We start from the raw sequence: 17603 nt of genomic DNA, 5'->3' as shown, positions 1-17603 counted from the left end.
TCATGCAACTGGACCGACAGGACCTCATCGACGGCCTGAGCGAGCTTGTGCGCAAGGCTCGGACGAATGGCCTGACTGGGGTATCCATTCGCATCCTCGGCGGAGCTGCGTTGCGGCTCGGCCACTTCGATCGCGCGACGACCTCCGACATCGATGCGCGGATCGAACCTCTAGAGCCACTGGTTCCGATCATCGAAGAGATCGCCCGAGATCGGGGTTGGCCTATCGATTGGCTCAACAACAAGGCAGTGATATTTATCCCGACGTGGGGGCAACAGGTCGATTGGGAACCAATCTTCGACGACCCAGACGTGTCCATCGCGATCGCTCCCATTGATGCGCTCTTGGCGATGAAGCTAAACGCGGCCCGTCCCGGTCGGGACACCGAAGATATCGCCAAGCTTCTCGCACTCAACGACATCAATTCGGTGTCGGCCGCCGAGGATCTGTTCGAGAGCTTTTACCCCGGCGACGGCCTACCCGAGCTCACGATTCGACTGCTCGAGCGCATCATCCAGCTCGGACTTCCCGCCAAGCCACAATCGCCGCCAAAACCGGACTTCACCTAGGACCGCGCCCGGCCTCACCTGGCGCGTCGTACTCTCTAAGCAGAATCCACTGTGACCCATCCAAGGAACGGGCGTGACGAACGCGCCGACCCATTTACGATTTCGCGGATGCCATCCAAGATTCGATCGCACCACTGGGCGACTTCAGGTGATGTGCCGGTAGTCAACTCACCAGCTAAGAACTCGTTGACCTCATCCGCACTCGACATTGACAAATAGATGACGGTCTGATGCCAAGCAAACGGAGCATTGTTGTCTGAGACCGCTCTGCCCACGCTTTGCCCACACCTCTGTGGGCGCCATAGTTATCGAGAAGCATCCACGTCAACCAACAACGTTAAATTTCCGGGGTTTTGATCGATTCGTGCGCCGTTTCAGCCGTCCAATCCGCTCTTGTAAAGCGGGGGTCGTCGGTTCGAATCCGACAGGGGGCTCACACAACGGGCCAAAGATTTGGCGCGTTGTGCGAGCCCGTCTTTTCACATGGTGTGAACTCCTGATCTCACGCCCGCGACTGAGTTCCCACCCCGGCCCGTCCACGCTGATGCCGAGGCGCAGGCTACCCGGCAAATACCCGGCGTGATCTGGGCGAAAGCCCAGCAGCGCGAGCTATCGTCGCGGAAGGCGCCGCACTCGGAGTGGCTCCGTACTGTCGCCCCGGGAGGGCCCTCTCATGCCACACGACACCGTCACTGGTCGCCGCATCTCCACCTCCGTTCTCGTCATCGGCACCGGAGGTTCGGGGCTACGGGCCGCGATCGAGCTGTCCGAGCGGGGAGTCGACGTTCTTGCCGTCGGGAAGCGCCCCAAGAACGACGCACACACATCGCTGGCGGCGGGCGGCATCAACGCCGCCCTGGCCACGATGGATGCCGAAGACAGCTGGCAGCAGCACGCAGCAGACACCATCCAGGAGAGCTACTTTCTCGCCAATCCACACACGGCCGAGATTGTGACGAAGAACGCAGGCCGCGGCATCCGGGACCTCGAGCGATGGGGCATGCCGTTCGCGCGCGAGAATGACGGGCGCATCAGCCAGCGATACTTCGGCGCCCACAAGTACCGTCGCACCGCTTTCGCGGGGGACTACACGGGTCTCGAGATCCAACGCACTCTCGTCGCCCGCGCCGCCCAACTCGAGGTGCCCATTCTGGATTCGGTGTACATCACCCGAATCCTGGTGCGTGACAACGTGGTGTTCGGCGCTTATGGCTTCGACCTGCGCAACGGCAGCCGGGTGACGATCATCGCCGACGCAGTCATCATTGCTGCCGGCGGACACAACCGCATCTGGCGTCGCACCTCCAGCCGCCGAGACGAGAACACGGGCGACTCCTTCAAGTTGGCGGTGGATGCCGGCGGCCGACTGCGCGACGCCGAGCTGGTTCAGTTCCACCCGAGTGGCATCCTCGAGCCGGAGAATGCCGCCGGCACCCTGATCAGCGAGGCGGCACGGGGCGAGGGCGGGGTTCTGCGGAACGCACTCGGCGAGCGGTTCATGGTCAACTACGACCCCGAGCGCATGGAACTGTCCACCCGCGACAGGGTCGCGCTTGCCGCCTACACCGAGATCAAAGAGGGGCGCGGCACAGCGAAGGGCGGCGTGCTGCTCGACATTTCCCACCTGCCCCGCGAGACGATCATGACGCGCCTGCCGCGCGTCTACCAGACCATGCTCGAATTGCAGGTACTGGACGTCACCACCACCGCGATCGAGATCGCCCCGACCGCCCACTACTCCATGGGCGGCGTGTGGGTGCGACCGGACGACCACTCCACCGATGTCGTCGGGATGTACGCCATCGGCGAGGCATCCAGCGGTCTGCACGGAGCCAATCGGCTCGGCGGCAACTCGCTCATCGAGCTGCTCGTCTTCGGCCGCATTGTCGGACAGGCTGCGGCCGAGTACAGTGCGGGGATCGTCTCCCAGAATCGATCGCAGGATGCGATCGACGCGGCCGCGCGCGAGGTGACCGACACTCTCGCCTCCGACGGCCAGGAGAATGTGCGGGCGTTGCAGCGCGACATCCGCAACACCATGACGGACTTCGGCGGCGTGGTGCGCGACGAGGCGGGGCTGCTGGAAGGGCTGCGCCAGTTGGACGACCTCGACGATCGCCAGAGCCGAATCGGCGTGCATCCGGATGTCGCGGGCTTCTCCGGCCTCGCACACGCCTTCGACCTGCGCGCCTCCCTCATGGCCGCGCGGGCAACCCTGGCCTGCGCGCTGGAGCGCCGGGAAAGCCGCGGTGCTCACAATCGCAGCGACTACCCGGGCATTGACCCCGCCCTGCAGGTGAATCTGGTGTGGTCAGCCGATGGCTCTATTACGCACGAGCAGATCCCGCCGGTGCCGGCCGAGATCGCGGCACTCATGGAAGACGTCACCCAGACCGGCAAGTTGCTCGAGTAGCAGAGCACCGCATGACGTTCGTTGCCACTCGCGCCGCTGGCCTCGCCCGGCTCGCCGACTTTGTTCCGCGTGCCGGTCGCGCCTACGCCGCCGAGCGCAATCTCGACCGAGGCCCCGAGGATCGCACGAACGTGTCGACCCTCTCCCCCTGGGTGCGACACCGGCTCGTCACCGAAGCAGACGTGGCGGAGGCGGTACTGCAGCGGCACTCGCTCGATGCGGCCTCGAAGTTCGTGCAGGAGGTCTACTGGCGCACCTACTGGAAGGGCTGGCTCGAGCTGCGACCGAGCGTCTGGGCCCGATACGCCGCGGCCGTGGAGCCCGCGCTCGCGGGGCTGAGCGCCGCACAGCGCACGAGCTACGACGCGGCCGTGACCGGGCGCACGGGTATCGAGGGCTTCGACGACTGGGCACGCGAGCTGGTCGGCACCGGCTATCTGCACAACCACGCACGCATGTGGTTCGCGAGCATCTGGATCTTCACACTGCGTCTGCCCTGGTCGCTCGGAGCCGACTTCTTCATGCGGCACCTGCTCGACGGCGATCCCGCCTCGAATACGCTCTCCTGGCGCTGGGTGGGCGGGCTGCAGACTGTCGGCAAAACCTACCTTGCGACGACTCAGAACATCGAGTTCGCCACCGACGGGCGGTTTCACCCACTCGGGCTCGCCACACACGCCATCGCGATCGACGACGACGCGCCACTGCCCACGCCCCTGGCGGCGCCGCAGCCCGAGCCTCTGCCCGCCAGCCGGGTGGCGTTGTTATTGCACGAGGACGACCTCCACGCCGAGAGCCTCGCATCGGCCCTCGGGGCGGCCGGAGCGCAGGTCGTCGCGGTGGCGGCGCCGAGCGCCGGCGAGCCGCGGTCGCCGTTGCGAGCCGATGATTCCACGGCTGCGTCCGTGCCTGCGCCGTCATCGCCACTCGTGGACGCGTTCACGGCCAGCGCACTCGCTGATGGCCGCGACCGCGCCGCCGCGTACTTCGCGACCGACGCCACCGCACTCGACGCTCTCACGACATCCGCCGTTCTGCCCTGGCTGCGGGCACACAACGTGACGGCGCTCGTCACCCCGTATGCGCCTGTCGGCACTGTGCGCGATCGGCTCGATCGACTCGCCAGCGACCTCGCCGCTGAGGGGGTCACGCTCACCCGCCTGCTCCGCCCGTGGGACGGCCGAGCCTGGCCGCATGCCACGCGTGGGTTCTTCTCCTTCCGCGAGCGAATTCCGGCACTTCTGCGCGAACGGGAGATCGACGTGAACCCGTGATGATGGTGGGCATACTCCCCTCCCAGCGGACTGCCGCTCTATTTCACGGCGATGATCTGCACGAGGCGGATGTCCGGATCCGCGCCGAGCAGCTCCGGACCATACTCTGCGAGTGCGGCCGGGATCGCACCGTTGAGGTGGGCCTGGCGGGCATCCTCAGACTCGAAGGTGTCGAAGATTCCGAAGGTCTTCTCGTCGACCCTGAAGGCGTACCACGTGACAGTGCCCGGCTCGCCGTTCACGATCTCTCGACCGCTCTCGAGGAAATCCCACACCTGCTGCTCCTTGCCCGGCTTGGCTTCCACCAGTGCCAGTACTCCCAAGCTCAGCGCCATTACCATCTCCTTTGATTCGCCGCGCGGGTCGCGCGCAATCGAAGTCTAGGGAGGCAGGATGCGACCGGCTAGGGAGCCGGAGCCGGAGACGGCGAGGGCGAGCTCGACGACTTCTCCGAGAACATCGCGCCGTCCGCCTCGGCAATGAACTGCGCGAACGCGGTCGCATCGTTCGGGACGCCCGTGTATCGCACGCCATTCACCAGCACGGTGGGGGTTCCGAACTGGCCCTGCTCGTTGAGCAGGTCGGGGTTGCTGACGGCCCGCTCGGTCACGGACGCGGTCCAGCTCTCGAATCGGTCCTCTTCGATGCAGTCCGCGACGCGCGACGCCCGCGCGACTCCGGCATCCTGAGCGAGCTTGATGAGCTGTTGGTCGTCGAGGCCGGCGGTCTGCTCCTCCGGCTGGTTCTCGAACAGCGACGTGTCGAAGGCGAGGAAGTCGTCGGGAGCGTAGTTCGCCACGCATGCGGCGGCATTCATCGACCGGCTGGAGTAGCGGGAGCCGAGCGAGGCCCGGTCGAGGATCGCCACAGGGTGGATCTCGAGGGTCGCCGCCCCCTGCTCCACGAGGGTCTCAATCTGCTCGCCATTGGTCTCGTCGAAGATCGCGCAGACGGGGCACTGGTAGTCGACCCAGATCTGGATTTCGAGCGCCTCGCTCTCGGGATCCGGGCTGCTGACGGTCGGTTCTTCCCCGGCCTCCAGCGCGGGGGTCCTCTCGACCTCGAAGTTCTCCCCGACCAGCACGCCGTCGCTGGCCATGTTCAGCGGGCCGGATGCCGGGGGCTTGATCGAGTTGATGATGACCAGGGTGACCGTCGCGACGATCGCCAGCGAGACGAGAATGAGTCCGCCCTGAAGGAACAGGCGCCCGCGGCGCTCCTTCTTCCTCTGCAGGTCACGCCGCGCCTTGGCCTTCTCACGTGCGGCCACTCGCCTCTGATTCTTGCTGAGCTGGCCTTCGCCGGTGCCGTCGTTTGTCATTAACCCTCACCTTGAAACCAAAGAACTGCCGGCTCAGCCTAACCACCCCGACTGGGAGCGACCTACCCCAGTTCGGGCAATCCCTGCCATAATGGGGATGTTGAGCACTGTCGCTCGCACCGGGACGCCACGTCGTCCCACATCCATTCACGAAGGATCGTCCGGCACGTACCTGCCGGTGAAGGAGAAAGATAACCATGGCCACAGTCACTTTTGACAAGGCAACCCGCCTCTACCCCGGCTCCACTATTCCGGCAGTGGACGCCCTCGACCTCTCGGTCGCCGATGGCGAGTTCCTCGTCCTCGTCGGACCGTCCGGCTGTGGCAAGTCCACCTCGCTCCGGATGCTCGCCGGACTCGAAGAGGTCAACGACGGACGCATCCTGATCGGCGACCGCGACGTCACGGACGTTCCGCCGAAGGACCGCGACATCGCGATGGTGTTCCAGAACTACGCGCTGTACCCCCACATGACCGTCGCCGAGAACATGGGCTTCGCGCTCAAGATCGCCGGTATCAACAAGGATGAGCGTGCCAACCGCGTTCTCGAGGCCGCCAAGCTGCTCGACCTCGAGCCCTACCTCGGCCGCAAGCCGAAGGCACTCTCCGGCGGCCAGCGCCAGCGCGTTGCCATGGGCCGCGCGATCGTGCGCCAGCCGCAGGTGTTCCTCATGGACGAGCCGCTGTCGAACCTCGACGCCAAGCTCCGCGTGCAGACCCGCACGCAGATCGCGTCGCTCCAGCGCCGTCTCGGCGTGACCACGGTCTACGTGACCCACGACCAGACCGAGGCGCTCACGATGGGCGACCGCATCGCGGTTCTCAAGGACGGCATCCTCCAGCAGGTCGGAACGCCCCGCGACCTGTACGAGAAGCCGAACAACGTGTTCGTTGCCGGCTTCATCGGCTCGCCCGCGATGAACCTCTTCGAGGCGAACATCGTCGACACCGGCATCTCGTTCGGCACGGCGATCGCTCCCGTCGAGCGCGAGGTTCTCCAGACGAGCACCGGAAAGAAGGCCACGATCGGCGTCCGCCCCGAGGACATGATGGTCTCCACGACGGGCGAGGGCCTCTCGGTCGAGGTCGACCTGGTCGAAGAGCTCGGAGCCGACGGCTACCTCTACGGTCACGCGGACATCGAGGGAAGCCGCGTCGACATCGTCGCGCGCGTCGACGGACGCATCCACCCGCACGCCGGCGACACGGTCTTCATCACCCCGGAGCCCAAGCACATCCACGTCTTCGACGTGGAGTCGGGCCTTCGCCTCAACAAGCCGATCACCGTCTAGCAGCACAGCACCACCGGTCGAGCCTGTCGAGATCTGCAGTACACGAGATCTCGGCAGGCTCGCCTTCGTTCGGCCCCTCAACTCAGTCAGGATCATTCCATGAGCGGCTCGCTCAACATCACGTCGGCCATCGTCGACCCCGCATTGCTCGACCTGCCATGGAACCGTCCGCTGGACACCTGGCCTGAAGACAGCATCGCCGCGCTGCCCAAGGGGATCTCCCGGCACCTCGTGCGCTTCGTTCATCTCAGCGGCTACGTCATCGCCATCAAGGAGACCTCGGTCGAGCTCGCCCGCCGCGAGTACGAGCTGCTCCGCAGCCTGCAGCGACTGGATGTGCCCTGCGTCGACCCGATCGCGGTCATCACCAACCGAACCGACGACGACGGCGAGCCCCTCGAGGCCGTTCTCGTGACGCGGCACCTCAAGTTCTCGCTCCCCTACCGGGCCCTCTACTCGCAGCGCCTGCGCGACGACACCGCCACCCGCCTCGTCGACGCCCTCGCGGTGCTGCTTGTGCGCCTTCACATGATCGGCTTCTTCTGGGGCGATGTGTCGCTGTCGAACACCCTCTTCCGTCGCGACGCCGGCGCGTTCGCCGCCTACCTCGTCGACGCCGAGACGGGCCAGCTCTACAACGGGCTCTCGAACGGGCAGCGCGAGAACGACCTCGAGATCGCCCGCGTCAACATCGCCGGCGAACTGCTCGACCTCGCCGCGGGCGGGCGCACCGACGACTCCCTCGACCCGGTGGAGGTGAGCGACGGCATCGTCGCGGCGTACCGCAGCCTCTGGACGGAGCTCACCGGATCCGAGTCGTTCGCGTCGTCCGAGCGCTGGCGCATCAGCCAGCGCGTCGAACGCCTCAACAACCTCGGCTTCGACATCGAGGAGCTCGCGATCAAAACGGACGACACGGGCACCCAGGTGCGGATCCAGCCGAAGGTCGTCGACGCCGGGCACCACTCCCGGCGCCTGCTGCGGCTGACCGGCCTCGATGCGCAGGAGAACCAGGCCAGGCGGCTGCTCAACGACCTCGACTCCTACGCCGCGACCCTCACCGGTAGGGACCTCGACGAGGAGATGGTCGCGCACGAGTGGCTCGCGACGGTGTTCGAGCCCGTCGTGCGCGCGATCCCGAGGGATCTCAAGGGGCGCCTCGAGCCCGCGGAGATGTACCACCAGATGCTCGAGCACCGCTGGTACCTGTCGCAGAACGAGAGCCGCGACGTGCCCCTTGCCGAAGCGGTCGGCTCCTATATCGAGAACGTTCTGAGGTTCCGCCGCGACGAGGCGACCATGATCGATCCAGTGACGGACACACTGACGCTGCCCGTCGAGGTCATCGACGAGGACGACTGGCGCGCGCGGGTCTGACGCCGCAGCCGCTTCACCCGCGTCACCGTTCGCGCCCGCAGCTTTCATCATTCAGGAGTGACAGGGCGGCCAGCCGCAGTATCTTCGGCCAGATGACTCACATCCGACAGAAAATGCGCCAACCCACCTGTGTGACGCATTTCATGAGGCTGCCGGTCTCGTCGGCGTCACTGCAACCGCCAGACTCCTGAATAATGAAAGCCCAGTCGAGCGCGGGCTGGGCGCTACTTCTTCTTGGCCCGCAACTTCGAGATCTCGTACAGCGTGACGGATGCCGCGATGCCGGCATTGAGCGACTCGGTCGACGAGTTGATCGGAATCGACACGATCGCGTCGCAGGTCTCGGTCACGAGGCGCGACAGGCCCTTGCCCTCGCTTCCGACGACGATCACGAGCGGTTCCTTGGCCCAGGTCAGCCCGGGCAGCTCCACGTCTCCCCCGCCGTCGAGGCCGAGCACGAACACGCCGCGCTCCTTGAGTGCCTTGAGGGTCTGGGTGAGGTTCGCGGCCATCGCGACGGGCGTGCGTGCGGCGGCGCCGGCGGAGGTCTTCCACGCGGATGCCGTGAGCCCGACCGACCGGCGCTGCGGCACGATGACGCCCTGGCCGCCGAAGGCCGCGACGGACCGGATGATCGCGCCGAGGTTGCGCGGGTCGGTGATGCCGTCGAGGGCGACGAACAGCGGCACCTGGCCGCGGGAGATGACCTTGTCGAGCAGCTCGATGGGGTGCGCGTACTCGTACGGCGGCACCTTGAGGGCGACGCCCTGGTGCACCGAGTCGAAGCCCGCGAGGCGGTCGAGTTCCGGGCGCATGACCTCGAGGATCGGCAGGCCGCGCTTCGTGGCGAGGTTGAGGATCTCCTTGACCCGGTCATCCACCTCGATCCGCGTGGCGACGTAGAGGGTGGATGCGGGGATGTTCGCGCGCAGCGCCTCGACGACCGAGTTGCGGCCGGTGACGACCTCGATGTCCGCGGCGGCTCCCGAGGAGCCGGCCGGCTTGCCGCGACGCTGCTGCGGGCGCTGCGTGTTGTCAGTGCGCGGGGCGCCGCCCGAGCGCCCGCCGGCACCGACGAAGCGCTCCTGGGCGGCCTTGCGCTTGCCCGCGGGGTGGTACGGCCGGTCCTCGGCCTTGGGGGTGGGCTTCTTGCCTTCGAGCGCCTGACGCCCCTGGCCGCCCGAGCCGACCTGCGGGCCCTTACGGGTCTTGCGCACTGCTCCGGCGCGTGGCTTGTTGCCGCTGCTCTTCATTATTCAAAACTCCAATTGGGCCCCGTCGGGGTGTCTTCGATCTGGATGCCGGCGGCGGCCAGGTCATTTCTGATTCGGTCGGCCGCGCCGAAGTCGCGTGTGGTGCGTGCGGCCTCTCGCTGCTCGAGTAACGTCCGCGCGAGTGCATCGAGCGCCGAGGCTGCGCGCGAGTCGTCGTCACGCTGCCATTCGGGCGAGAGTGGGTTGATGCCGAGCACCTCGGTCATCGCGAACACCTCTCCGCGCAGCGTTGCGGCGACGGCGAGGTTCTCGGAGTCGAGGGCGGCGTTCCCCGCCCGGACGTGCTCGTGGAGCACCCCGAGCGCCTGGGGAATGGCGAGGTCGTCGTCCATCGCGAGGGCGAAGGCCGCGGGCACGATCTCGACCCCACCGCCCTCGAACCGGGTGCCCGCGAGTCGGCGTTCGGCGCGGTGCAGGAATACCTCGATGCGCTCGAGGGCCGCTTCCGCCTCGATCAGCGAGCCATCGTGGTAGTCGATCGTGGACCGGTAGTGGGCGGAGCCGAGATAGTAGCGCACGACGAGCGGCGCCGCGTACTCAAGGAACTCGGCGGCGAAGATCGAGTTGCCGAGAGACTTCGACATCTTCTGTCCGGTGACGTTGACGAGCCCGTTGTGCACCCAGTAGTTGGCGAACGGGCGGCCGGCGGCGCTCGACTGGGCGAGCTCGTTCTCGTGGTGCGGGAAGCGCAGGTCAAGGCCTCCGCCGTGGATGTCGAACTGGTCTCCGAGGTACCGCGATGCCATCGCGGAGCACTCGATGTGCCAGCCGGGTCGGCCTGCACCCCAGGGCGACGGCCACGATGCCGAAATCGGCTCGCTGGGCTTCGTCCCCTTCCACAGGGCGAAGTCACGCTCGTCGCGCTTGCCCCGCGGGTCCGCGTCGGCGGCCGCAATCATGTCGGCGGGCCGCTGGCGGGTGAGCTCGCCGTAGGCGGGCCAGGAGCGGGTGTCGAAGTACACGTCACCGGAGGCGTCGTCGGCCGGGTACGCGTGCCCCCGCTCGACGAGCTCGACGATGAGATCCTGCATCTGCTGCACGCTCGCGGTCGCACGCGGCTCGTAGGTCGGGGGCAGGATGCCGAGGCGGGCGTACTGCGCGCTGAATTCCAGCTCGTAGCGGTAGGCGAGCGCCCACCACTGCTCGATCGTGCCGGAGGCGCGGTCGAGGATCTTGTCGTCAATGTCGGTGACGTTGCGCACGAGGGTCACATCGAAGCCGCGGTAGGTGAGCCACCGCCGCCACTGGTCGTAGACGAGGGCGGAGCGGAGGTGTCCGATGTGCGGCGAAGACTGCACCGTCGGACCACAGACGTAGATGCCGACGTGCCCCGGGGTCACCGGTGCGAAGTCGAGCAGGGTCTGTGACTTGGAGTCGTAGAGGCGCAGGGTCACTGGGACAGCTTAACGACTGCGCTGCACGAGGGCGGTAGCGACGACGGCGATGCCGTCCCCCCTGCCGGTGAAGCCGAGCCCGTCGGTCGTCGTCGCCGACACGCTCACGGGCGCGCCGACGAGGCCGCCGAGGTGGGCCTCGAGCTCGGCCCGGCGGGCGGCGAGCTTCGGGCGGCGCGCGACGACCTGCACCGCAACGTTGCCGATCTCGAATCCCGCGCCGGTCAGGATGGCGACCGTCTCGCGGAGGAAGATGTCGCCGTGCGCGCCCGCGTAACGGTTGTCGTCGGTGCCGAACCGCGAGCCGATGTCGCCGAGGCCGGCGGCCGACAGGAGCGAGTCGCAGATCGCGTGACTGAGCACGTCGCCGTCGCTGTGGCCGGAGAGCCCGGGCTCGCCGGGCCAGTGCAGGGCGCCGAGCCAGAGGGGGCTGCCCTCGTCGAAGGCGTGCACGTCGATCCCGACGCCCGTGCGGACGGCCGCGATGCTGCCGCCGGACTCGCGGGCCAGTGCCTCGGCGCGGCGGAGATCCCACGGGGTGGTGATCTTGAAGGCGAGCACGTCGCCCGCGATGATCGAGACCGGATGCCCGGCTGCCGCGAACAGTGCCGCGTCGTCGGTGTACTCCTCGGTCGCGGCGGCGTAGGCGGCGACGAGGTCGGCGCGGGGGAACCCCTGCGGGGTCTGCGCGGCCACGAGTTCGGACCTGTCGAGGCTGCGCACCACCGCGCCGGCGGCATCCGCCTGTTTGATCGCGTCGCTGATCGGGAGGGTGGGGATGACTCCGGCTCCGGTCTCCTCGACCGCCGACGCGACGAGCTCGAACTGGATCGACGGGGTGAACGCACGGGCGGCGTCGTGCACCAGCACCGTGCGCACCGACCCGTCGAGCGCAGCGAGGCCGGCAGCGACAGACTGTTGCCGGGTGCTGCCGCCAGCGACGACCGTGAGGTGGTCGCCCGCGTCGCCCGCGACGCCCTGGCAGAGCACGCGCGCCTCGGCGAGCTGCTCTGCGGGCGCGACGACGACAACCTGCGCCGGTGCGCGCATGCCGAACACCGGGCGCAGGGCGCGCTCGAGGATCGACGTGCCCACGACCGGGACGAGCGCCTTGGGCGTGCCGAGTCCGAGGCGGGTGCCGCTTCCGGCCGCGACGATGATCACGCCGATCGCCCACTCGGGCACGTGCTGTTCGGTCGGGATGGTTATGACGCGAGGACCTCGTCGAGAACGCTCGAGGCCTTCTCTTCGTCGGTCTTCTCTGCGAGCGCGAGCTCGGAGATCAGGATCTGGCGTGCCTTCGCGAGCATCCGCTTCTCGCCGGCCGACAGCCCACGGTCCTGGTCGCGGCGCCACAGGTCGCGAACGACCTCAGACACCTTGATGACATCCCCGGAGGCGAGCTTTTCCAGATTCGCCTTGTAGCGCCTTGACCAGTTGGTCGGCTCCTCGGTGAACGGCGCGCGGAGCACGTCGAACACGCGGTCGAGGCCTTCCTTGCCGATGACGTCGCGGACGCCGACGAGGTCGACGTTGTCCGCGGGCACTTCGATGGTCAGATCACCCTGGGTCACGTTGAGCTTGAGATACAGTTTCTCTTCGCCCTTGATCATGCGGGTCTTCACTTCGGTGATTGTTGCTGCACCGTGGTGGGGGTATACGACGGTTTCGCCGACCTCAAAAAGCATTGATGGAACTCCATTCTGCGGAGCCTAGTTTACCACAGCGATTTCCCAGTAAGGATGGCCTTACCTCGAGGCTTGACAAAACCCTCGGTAGGCTAAACTCGGGCTCGAATTCTCTTGCGGAACGGCGGCTGAATTCCCACTCTCGATTTTGCCTATCGACTATCTGTCTCCGGAGGGACCTGTGCGACTACGCGCGACATCCATTGTGCTTGCGGGCCTCATTGCGGCAAGCCTGTCCGGGTGCACATTCGGCGCGGTCCAGGCCACGCAGCTCACCTATGACCCCAGCGACGGGATCGGCGCCGAGGTGGGCGACGTGCAGGTGCGCAACGCACTCCTCCTCACCGAGGACGGTGAGACAGCGGCACTCGTGGTCGCCCTGGTCAACTCCGGCGACACGGGCGTGCAGCTCGCCGTGTCGTGGGACGCCGAGTCGGGACGCGTCGAGCGAACCGTCTCCGTGCCCGCTGGCGAAACAGTATCGCTCGGCGCCGAGGCAGACGTGTTGGCCCTCGAGGGCGTCGACGCCCAGCCGGGCTCGCTCTTCCCCGTCTACTTCCAGTACGGTGACGAGGAGGGCCAGGAGCTGGACGTTCCCGTGCTCGACGGTGCGCTCAACGAGTACGCCGACCTCGTCCCCGGCGAGTAACAGGCAGCGGGAGGCGGGCATCCCGCCTGCTCAGCCCTCGAAGCGGTAGCCGAGGCCGCGCACGGTCACGAGCATGACCGGCTCGCTCGGCACGCGCTCGATCTTCGACCGGATGCGCTTGATGTGCACGTCGAGGGTCTTGGTGTCGCCGAAGTAGTCGGCGCCCCACACCCGGTCGATGAGCTGGCCGCGGGTGAGCACGCGGCCGGAGTTGCGCATCAGCAGCTCGAGCAGCTCGTACTCCTTCAGCGGCATCGCGAGCTCCCGACCGCTCACGGCGACGGTGTGGCGCTCGAGGTCCATGCGCACGTCGCCACCCTCCAGAACATCACCGCGGTCCTCTTCGAGGTCGATCCGGCGACGCATGACCGCCCGGATGCGCGCGAGCAGCTCCCGGGTGGAATAGGGCTTGGTGACGTAGTCGTCGGCGCCCAGTTCGAGGCCGACGACGATGTCGACCTCGCTGTCCTTCGCCGTGAGCATGATGATCGGCACCTGCGAGCGGGTACGGATCTCCCGGCAGACCTCGGTGCCGGGAAGCCCGGGCAGCATGAGGTCGAGGAGAAGGAGATCGAAGGCGCCGCGGTCGAAGGCGTCCAGGCCCGCCGGGCCATCCTTGGCGATCGCCGTCGTGTAGCCCTCCCGTTCGAGCAGGAAGGCGAGGGGCTCGCTGAGCGATGATTCGTCTTCGATGATGAGGATGCTGGTCATCTCTTGTCTCCTGCTGTTGCCATGGCGCGGGATGCTTCCGGCAGTCGAATTGTGAAGGTGGAGCCGCGCCCGAGCTGGGACCACGCCCGCACGTCGCCGCCGTGGTTCTCGACGACGTGCTTGACGATGCTGAGCCCGAGGCCGGAACCGCCGGTGCGGCGGGACCGGGCGGGGTCGGTGCGGAAGAACCGCTCGAAGACCCGGTGGAGCTCGTCCTCGGGGATACCGACACCCTGGTCGGTGACCGCGATCTCGACCACGCCGTCGGAGTTACGCACCCCGACACCGACCCTCGAGCCGCGCGGGGAGTACTGGATCGCGTTGGCAATGAGGTTGTGCAACGCGGTCACGAGGAGCGCCTCGTCCCCGTAGACGAGCGCGCCGGTGTTCTTCCCGCCGACGACCGTGACGTTGTTGGCCTCGGCGGCAACCTTCGTCTCGTCGAGGGACAGGGAGACGACCCGGTCGATGGAGACGATCTCGGCCTCGGTGAGGGCGTCAGCGGCCTGCAGGCGGGAGAGTTCGATGATCTCCTGCGTGATCCGTGCCAGCCGCTCGGACTCCTTCGTCAGCCGCTTGGCGAATCGGCGCACCTGGTCGGGTTCGCTCGAGGCGGCCTGCAGTGCCTCGGCGAGCAAGCCGACGGCGCCGATCGGGGTCTTGAGTTCGTGGCTGATGTTCGCAATGAAGTCGCGGCGCACGGCGTCGAGTCGGTGCGATTCGGTGCGGTCCTCGGCCAGTAGGAGCACGTAGCGCGAGCCAAGCCGGGCCACCCGGACCGACAGCACGATGTTGGCCTCGCCGAACGGGCCGCGGGAGAGTTCGACTTCGTCGGTGAGCGCCTCGCCGCTGCGCCGCACCCGGTTGACCATCTCGGTGAGCTCCGGATGCACGAGGGAGTTGTTCCCGACGAGCCCGAACGCGAGCGCCCCCGGCGACGCCTTGACGACGACATTGGAGGGGTCGACGACAATGCCGGCAGATTCGAGTGCGTCGATGACCGCGTCGACCCCGTCGGGCACGCTGGAGTTCACGACGTCGTGCGCGCGCTCGCCCCGCAGTGCGGCGAAGTGCATCAGGCTGACCAAGCCGGTGCCCACGAGGAATCCGAAGGCCAGCGACACGGGCACCAACCAGGTGGAGTCCATGTGAACAGATTAGTAACTCTGCTCGGCCCGCCTGACTGCCGATGCCCGGCCGACCGGCTACTTTGGGTAAAGTTCAGCCGAGCATCACCAAATGTTAACCGGCATCGCGCAGGGTAGGTTGGATTGGTCGGGTGCCGTACGTCCGCCACGAAGGGGAAACATGCGCGAAGTATTCCAGCAGGAACTGCGCGAGGTGCAGGACCGTCTCGTTGAGATGGCCACACTCGTCGAGTTCTCGATCGAGAACGCGACCCGCGCGTTCAATGAGTCAGATGTCACGCTCGCCGAGAAGGTCATCGCGGGCGACAGCAGGATCGACAGCGCCGCGAAGGCCCTCGATGAGCTCGCCATCAACATCCTCGCGCGGCAGCAGCCCGTCGCCCGGGACCTCCGCATCGTGGTGAGCGCCCTGCGGATCAGTGCGTCTCTCGAGCGGATGGGTGACCTCGCCGAGCACATCGCGCAGCTTGCCCGGTACCGCTTCCCGGAGAAAGTCATTCCGAAGAGCCTTCGCTCGACGTTCCACGAGATGGGCACGCTCGACGTCGCGATCGCGAAGAAGCTCACCGAGCTGCTCAAGTCGGAAGACGTGATGCTCGCCGAGGAGATCCGCAACGAGGACGACCGTATCGATGAGTTGCACGTGAGCGTGTTCGACGCGGTACTCGGTGAGACCTGGAAGGGCGCGGCGGTCGACACTGTCGACGCGACCCTCGCGAGCCGGTACCACGAGCGCTTCGCCGACCACGCGGTCACGATCGCCAAGAACATCCAGTACCTCGCGACCGGCGACCTCGTCGGATCCGATAGCTGAGCACACACCGCCCCCGGGCGAAAAAAAAGGGGAGAGACGCACGCGGCGTCCCTCCCCTTTTTCGTGCTGCTGGCTACTTCTTGCCCTGCGCGGCCACCGCGGCGGCCCCGGCGGCGGCGGCCTCCGGGTCGAGGTACCGGCCCGGCTTCACGGGAGCGAAATCCGTATCGAGCTCATAGAGCAGTGGGATGCCGGTCGGGATGTTCAGGTCGGCGATGTCGGCGTCGGAGATACCGTCGAGGTGCTTCACGAGGGCGCGCAGCGAGTTGCCGTGGGCGGTCACGAGCACGTTCTTGCCCGCGGCCAGGTCGGGCTTGATGTCGGACTCCCAGTACGGCAGCATCCGATCGATCACGAGCTTCAACGACTCGGTGCGCGGAAGGTCGTCGCCGAGAGTCGCGTAGCGGGGATCGTGCGCCTGGGAGTACTTGTCGTCGTCGTCGAGGGGAGGCGGCGGCACGTCGAACGAGCGGCGCCAGGTCTTGAACTGCTCCGGTCCGTACTCGGCGAGGGTCTGCGCCTTGTCCTTGCCCTGCAGGGCGCCATAGTGACGCTCGTTCAGGCGCCACGACCGGCGCACGTCGATCCAGTCGCGGTCGGCGACGTCGAGGGCGATGTTGGCGGTCTGGATCGCGCGCTTGAGCACCGAGGTGTGCAGGACGTCGGGAAGCATGCCGGACGACACGAGCAGCTCGCCTGCGCGGCGGGCCTCCTGCGCGCCGAGGTCGCTCAATGGCACATCCACCCAACCGGTGAAGAGGTTTTCCTGATTCCAGGTGGACTGCCCGTGGCGCAAAAGAATGAGGGTGTAGGTCATGCGGCAAGCTTATCGACGGCCCGGGTTCCGATCGCGAACCGGTCGCAGGGGAGAATGGGGCAATGCCCATCGGTTCAGTCACTCGCGGCACGACGGGCACGAACCGCCTGCGGCGCGTGGACCGGTGGATCGCGCAGCTCCCCGCGTTCCTGAGCGAGCCCGCCCCCCTTGTCGTCGACCTCGGGTTCGGCGCGTCGGCCACGACCACGCTCGAGCTGCACCACCGCCTCGCCCGGCTGCGCCCTGCCGTCGAGGTCGTCGGGGTCGAGATCGACCCCGAGCGGGTCGCGCGGGCGACGGTGTCTGCCCGGCCTGGAGTCGCGTTCCGACTCGGCGGGTTCGAGGTTCCACTCGGCGGCCGCTCGGCGAACGTCATCCGCGCCTTCAACGTGCTGCGCCAGTACGACGAGTCGGGGGTTCTCGAGCAGTGGCGACGGATGACCGCGCGGCTCGCGCCGGGCGGCGTGCTCGTCGAGGGCACCTGCAACGAAGTCGGCCGGGTCGCCAGCTGGGCGAATGTCGGGGCAACCGGCCCGACCAGCCTCACGGTCAGCCTCCGGCTCGACGGGCTGGAGAAGCCCTCGATCGTCGCCGAGCGGCTGCCGAAGGCGCTGATCCACCGCAACGTGCCGGGCGAGCGCATCCACGATTTCCTACAGGGCCTCGACCGCCACTGGCAGTTCACTGCGGCGCTGGCGAGCTTCTCGCCGAGGCAGCGCTGGATCGGCACCGTGCGCGGTCTCGCCTCCGACGGCTGGCCGGTGCTCGGCGGGCTCAACCGGTGGAGGCTTGGCGAGCTGACCGTGCCGTGGTCGGCGGTCGAGCCGCTCGACTTCGACTGGCACGCGCGGTAGCTGCGCCC

The 17603-nt window shown here is 67.3% G+C and carries 17 protein-coding genes and 1 tRNA gene; 9 read left to right on the top strand and 9 right to left on the bottom strand.

The features are described 5' to 3' along the window. Positions 1-2: 2 nt before the first annotated feature. The 4 genes from ABIB15_RS01920 (at position 3) to ABIB15_RS01905 (ending at position 4256) form a co-directional block, all read left to right on the top strand. A complete protein-coding gene (locus ABIB15_RS01920; protein WP_354474808.1) occupies positions 3-569 on the top strand; it encodes a hypothetical protein in 567 nt (188 codons plus the stop codon). A gap of 368 nt (positions 570-937) precedes the next feature. Further along, a tRNA-Ser gene (locus ABIB15_RS01915) sits at positions 938-1003 on the top strand. A gap of 239 nt (positions 1004-1242) precedes the next feature. Then, positions 1243-2982: an FAD-binding protein gene (locus ABIB15_RS01910; RefSeq protein ID WP_354474806.1), complete on the top strand. Its 1740-nt coding sequence runs from the start codon at positions 1243-1245 to the stop codon at positions 2980-2982. An 11-nt stretch (positions 2983-2993) separates the two neighbouring features. After that, positions 2994-4256 carry an FAD-binding domain-containing protein gene (locus tag ABIB15_RS01905; protein ID WP_354474805.1) on the top strand — a complete coding sequence of 421 codons (1263 nt, stop codon included), beginning with the start codon at positions 2994-2996 and terminating at the stop codon, positions 4254-4256. A gap of 38 nt (positions 4257-4294) precedes the next feature. On the opposite strand, the gene ABIB15_RS01900 is transcribed toward ABIB15_RS01905, so the two are convergent. Then, entirely contained in the window at positions 4295-4591 is a 297-nt protein-coding gene (locus ABIB15_RS01900) for a putative quinol monooxygenase (protein ID WP_354474803.1), read from the bottom strand. Between the two features lie 68 nt (positions 4592-4659). Continuing rightward, entirely contained in the window at positions 4660-5577 is a 918-nt protein-coding gene (locus ABIB15_RS01895; RefSeq protein ID WP_354474801.1) for a DsbA family protein, read from the bottom strand. Between the two features lie 197 nt (positions 5578-5774). Here ABIB15_RS01895 and ABIB15_RS01890 point away from each other — a divergent pair, with 197 nt between their 5' ends. Both ABIB15_RS01890 and ABIB15_RS01885 read left to right on the top strand, forming a co-directional pair. After that, positions 5775-6869, top strand: coding sequence for an ABC transporter ATP-binding protein (locus ABIB15_RS01890; RefSeq protein WP_354474799.1), 1095 nt, complete (start codon positions 5775-5777; stop codon positions 6867-6869). Between the two features lie 99 nt (positions 6870-6968). Then, positions 6969-8246 carry a DUF4032 domain-containing protein gene (locus tag ABIB15_RS01885; protein WP_354474797.1) on the top strand — a complete coding sequence of 426 codons (1278 nt, stop codon included), beginning with the start codon at positions 6969-6971 and terminating at the stop codon, positions 8244-8246. Between the two features lie 224 nt (positions 8247-8470). Here the strand turns inward: ABIB15_RS01885 and rlmB are convergent, their stop codons facing one another. The 4 genes from rlmB to ABIB15_RS01865 are packed head-to-tail and all read right to left on the bottom strand — an operon-like array spanning position 8471 to position 12602. Continuing rightward, a complete protein-coding gene (rlmB, locus tag ABIB15_RS01880; RefSeq protein ID WP_354474795.1) occupies positions 8471-9499 on the bottom strand; it encodes a 23S rRNA (guanosine(2251)-2'-O)-methyltransferase RlmB in 1029 nt (342 codons plus the stop codon). Next, entirely contained in the window at positions 9499-10914 is a 1416-nt protein-coding gene (gene cysS, locus ABIB15_RS01875; RefSeq protein WP_354474794.1) for a cysteine--tRNA ligase, read from the bottom strand. The genes rlmB and cysS overlap by 1 nt, the downstream gene beginning before the upstream one ends. Before the next feature lie 9 nt (positions 10915-10923). Then, entirely contained in the window at positions 10924-12099 is a 1176-nt protein-coding gene (gene ispD, locus ABIB15_RS01870) for a 2-C-methyl-D-erythritol 4-phosphate cytidylyltransferase (protein ID WP_354474793.1), read from the bottom strand. A 20-nt stretch (positions 12100-12119) separates the two neighbouring features. Next, positions 12120-12602, bottom strand: a complete 483-nt coding sequence (locus tag ABIB15_RS01865) for a CarD family transcriptional regulator (protein ID WP_161885543.1) — start codon at positions 12600-12602, stop codon at positions 12120-12122. Between the two features lie 181 nt (positions 12603-12783). Between ABIB15_RS01865 and ABIB15_RS01860 the strand changes: the two genes are divergently transcribed. Further along, entirely contained in the window at positions 12784-13251 is a 468-nt protein-coding gene (locus ABIB15_RS01860; RefSeq protein WP_354474791.1) for a hypothetical protein, read from the top strand. Positions 13252-13281: 30 nt separating this feature from the next. Here the strand turns inward: ABIB15_RS01860 and ABIB15_RS01855 are convergent, their stop codons facing one another. Both ABIB15_RS01855 and ABIB15_RS01850 read right to left on the bottom strand, forming a co-directional pair. Further along, positions 13282-13962 (bottom strand): winged helix-turn-helix domain-containing protein, encoded by a 681-nt coding sequence (locus tag ABIB15_RS01855; RefSeq protein ID WP_354474790.1) that lies wholly within the window; start codon positions 13960-13962, stop codon positions 13282-13284. Beyond that, a complete protein-coding gene (locus ABIB15_RS01850) occupies positions 13959-15110 on the bottom strand; it encodes a sensor histidine kinase (RefSeq protein ID WP_354474789.1) in 1152 nt (383 codons plus the stop codon). The genes ABIB15_RS01855 and ABIB15_RS01850 overlap by 4 nt, the downstream gene beginning before the upstream one ends. 160 nt (positions 15111-15270) lie before the next feature. Between ABIB15_RS01850 and phoU the strand changes: the two genes are divergently transcribed. Further along, positions 15271-15924 (top strand): phosphate signaling complex protein PhoU, encoded by a 654-nt coding sequence (gene phoU / locus ABIB15_RS01845; RefSeq protein WP_354474787.1) that lies wholly within the window; start codon positions 15271-15273, stop codon positions 15922-15924. 73 nt (positions 15925-15997) lie between these two features. Here phoU and ABIB15_RS01840 read toward each other — a convergent pair whose 3' ends face one another. Then, positions 15998-16741, bottom strand: coding sequence for a phosphoglyceromutase (locus ABIB15_RS01840; protein ID WP_354474786.1), 744 nt, complete (start codon positions 16739-16741; stop codon positions 15998-16000). A gap of 62 nt (positions 16742-16803) precedes the next feature. On the opposite strand from ABIB15_RS01840, the gene ABIB15_RS01835 reads away from it, so the two are divergent. Beyond that, on the top strand, positions 16804-17595 hold the full coding sequence (locus ABIB15_RS01835; RefSeq protein ID WP_354474784.1) for a class I SAM-dependent methyltransferase: 792 nt from the start codon (positions 16804-16806) through the stop codon (positions 17593-17595). Positions 17596-17603: the final 8 nt, after the last annotated feature.

The organism is Marisediminicola sp. UYEF4, from assembly GCF_040546025.1.
GTDB lineage: Bacteria > Actinomycetota > Actinomycetes > Actinomycetales > Microbacteriaceae > Marisediminicola.
This window is presented reverse-complemented; position numbering and strand designations above follow the sequence as displayed.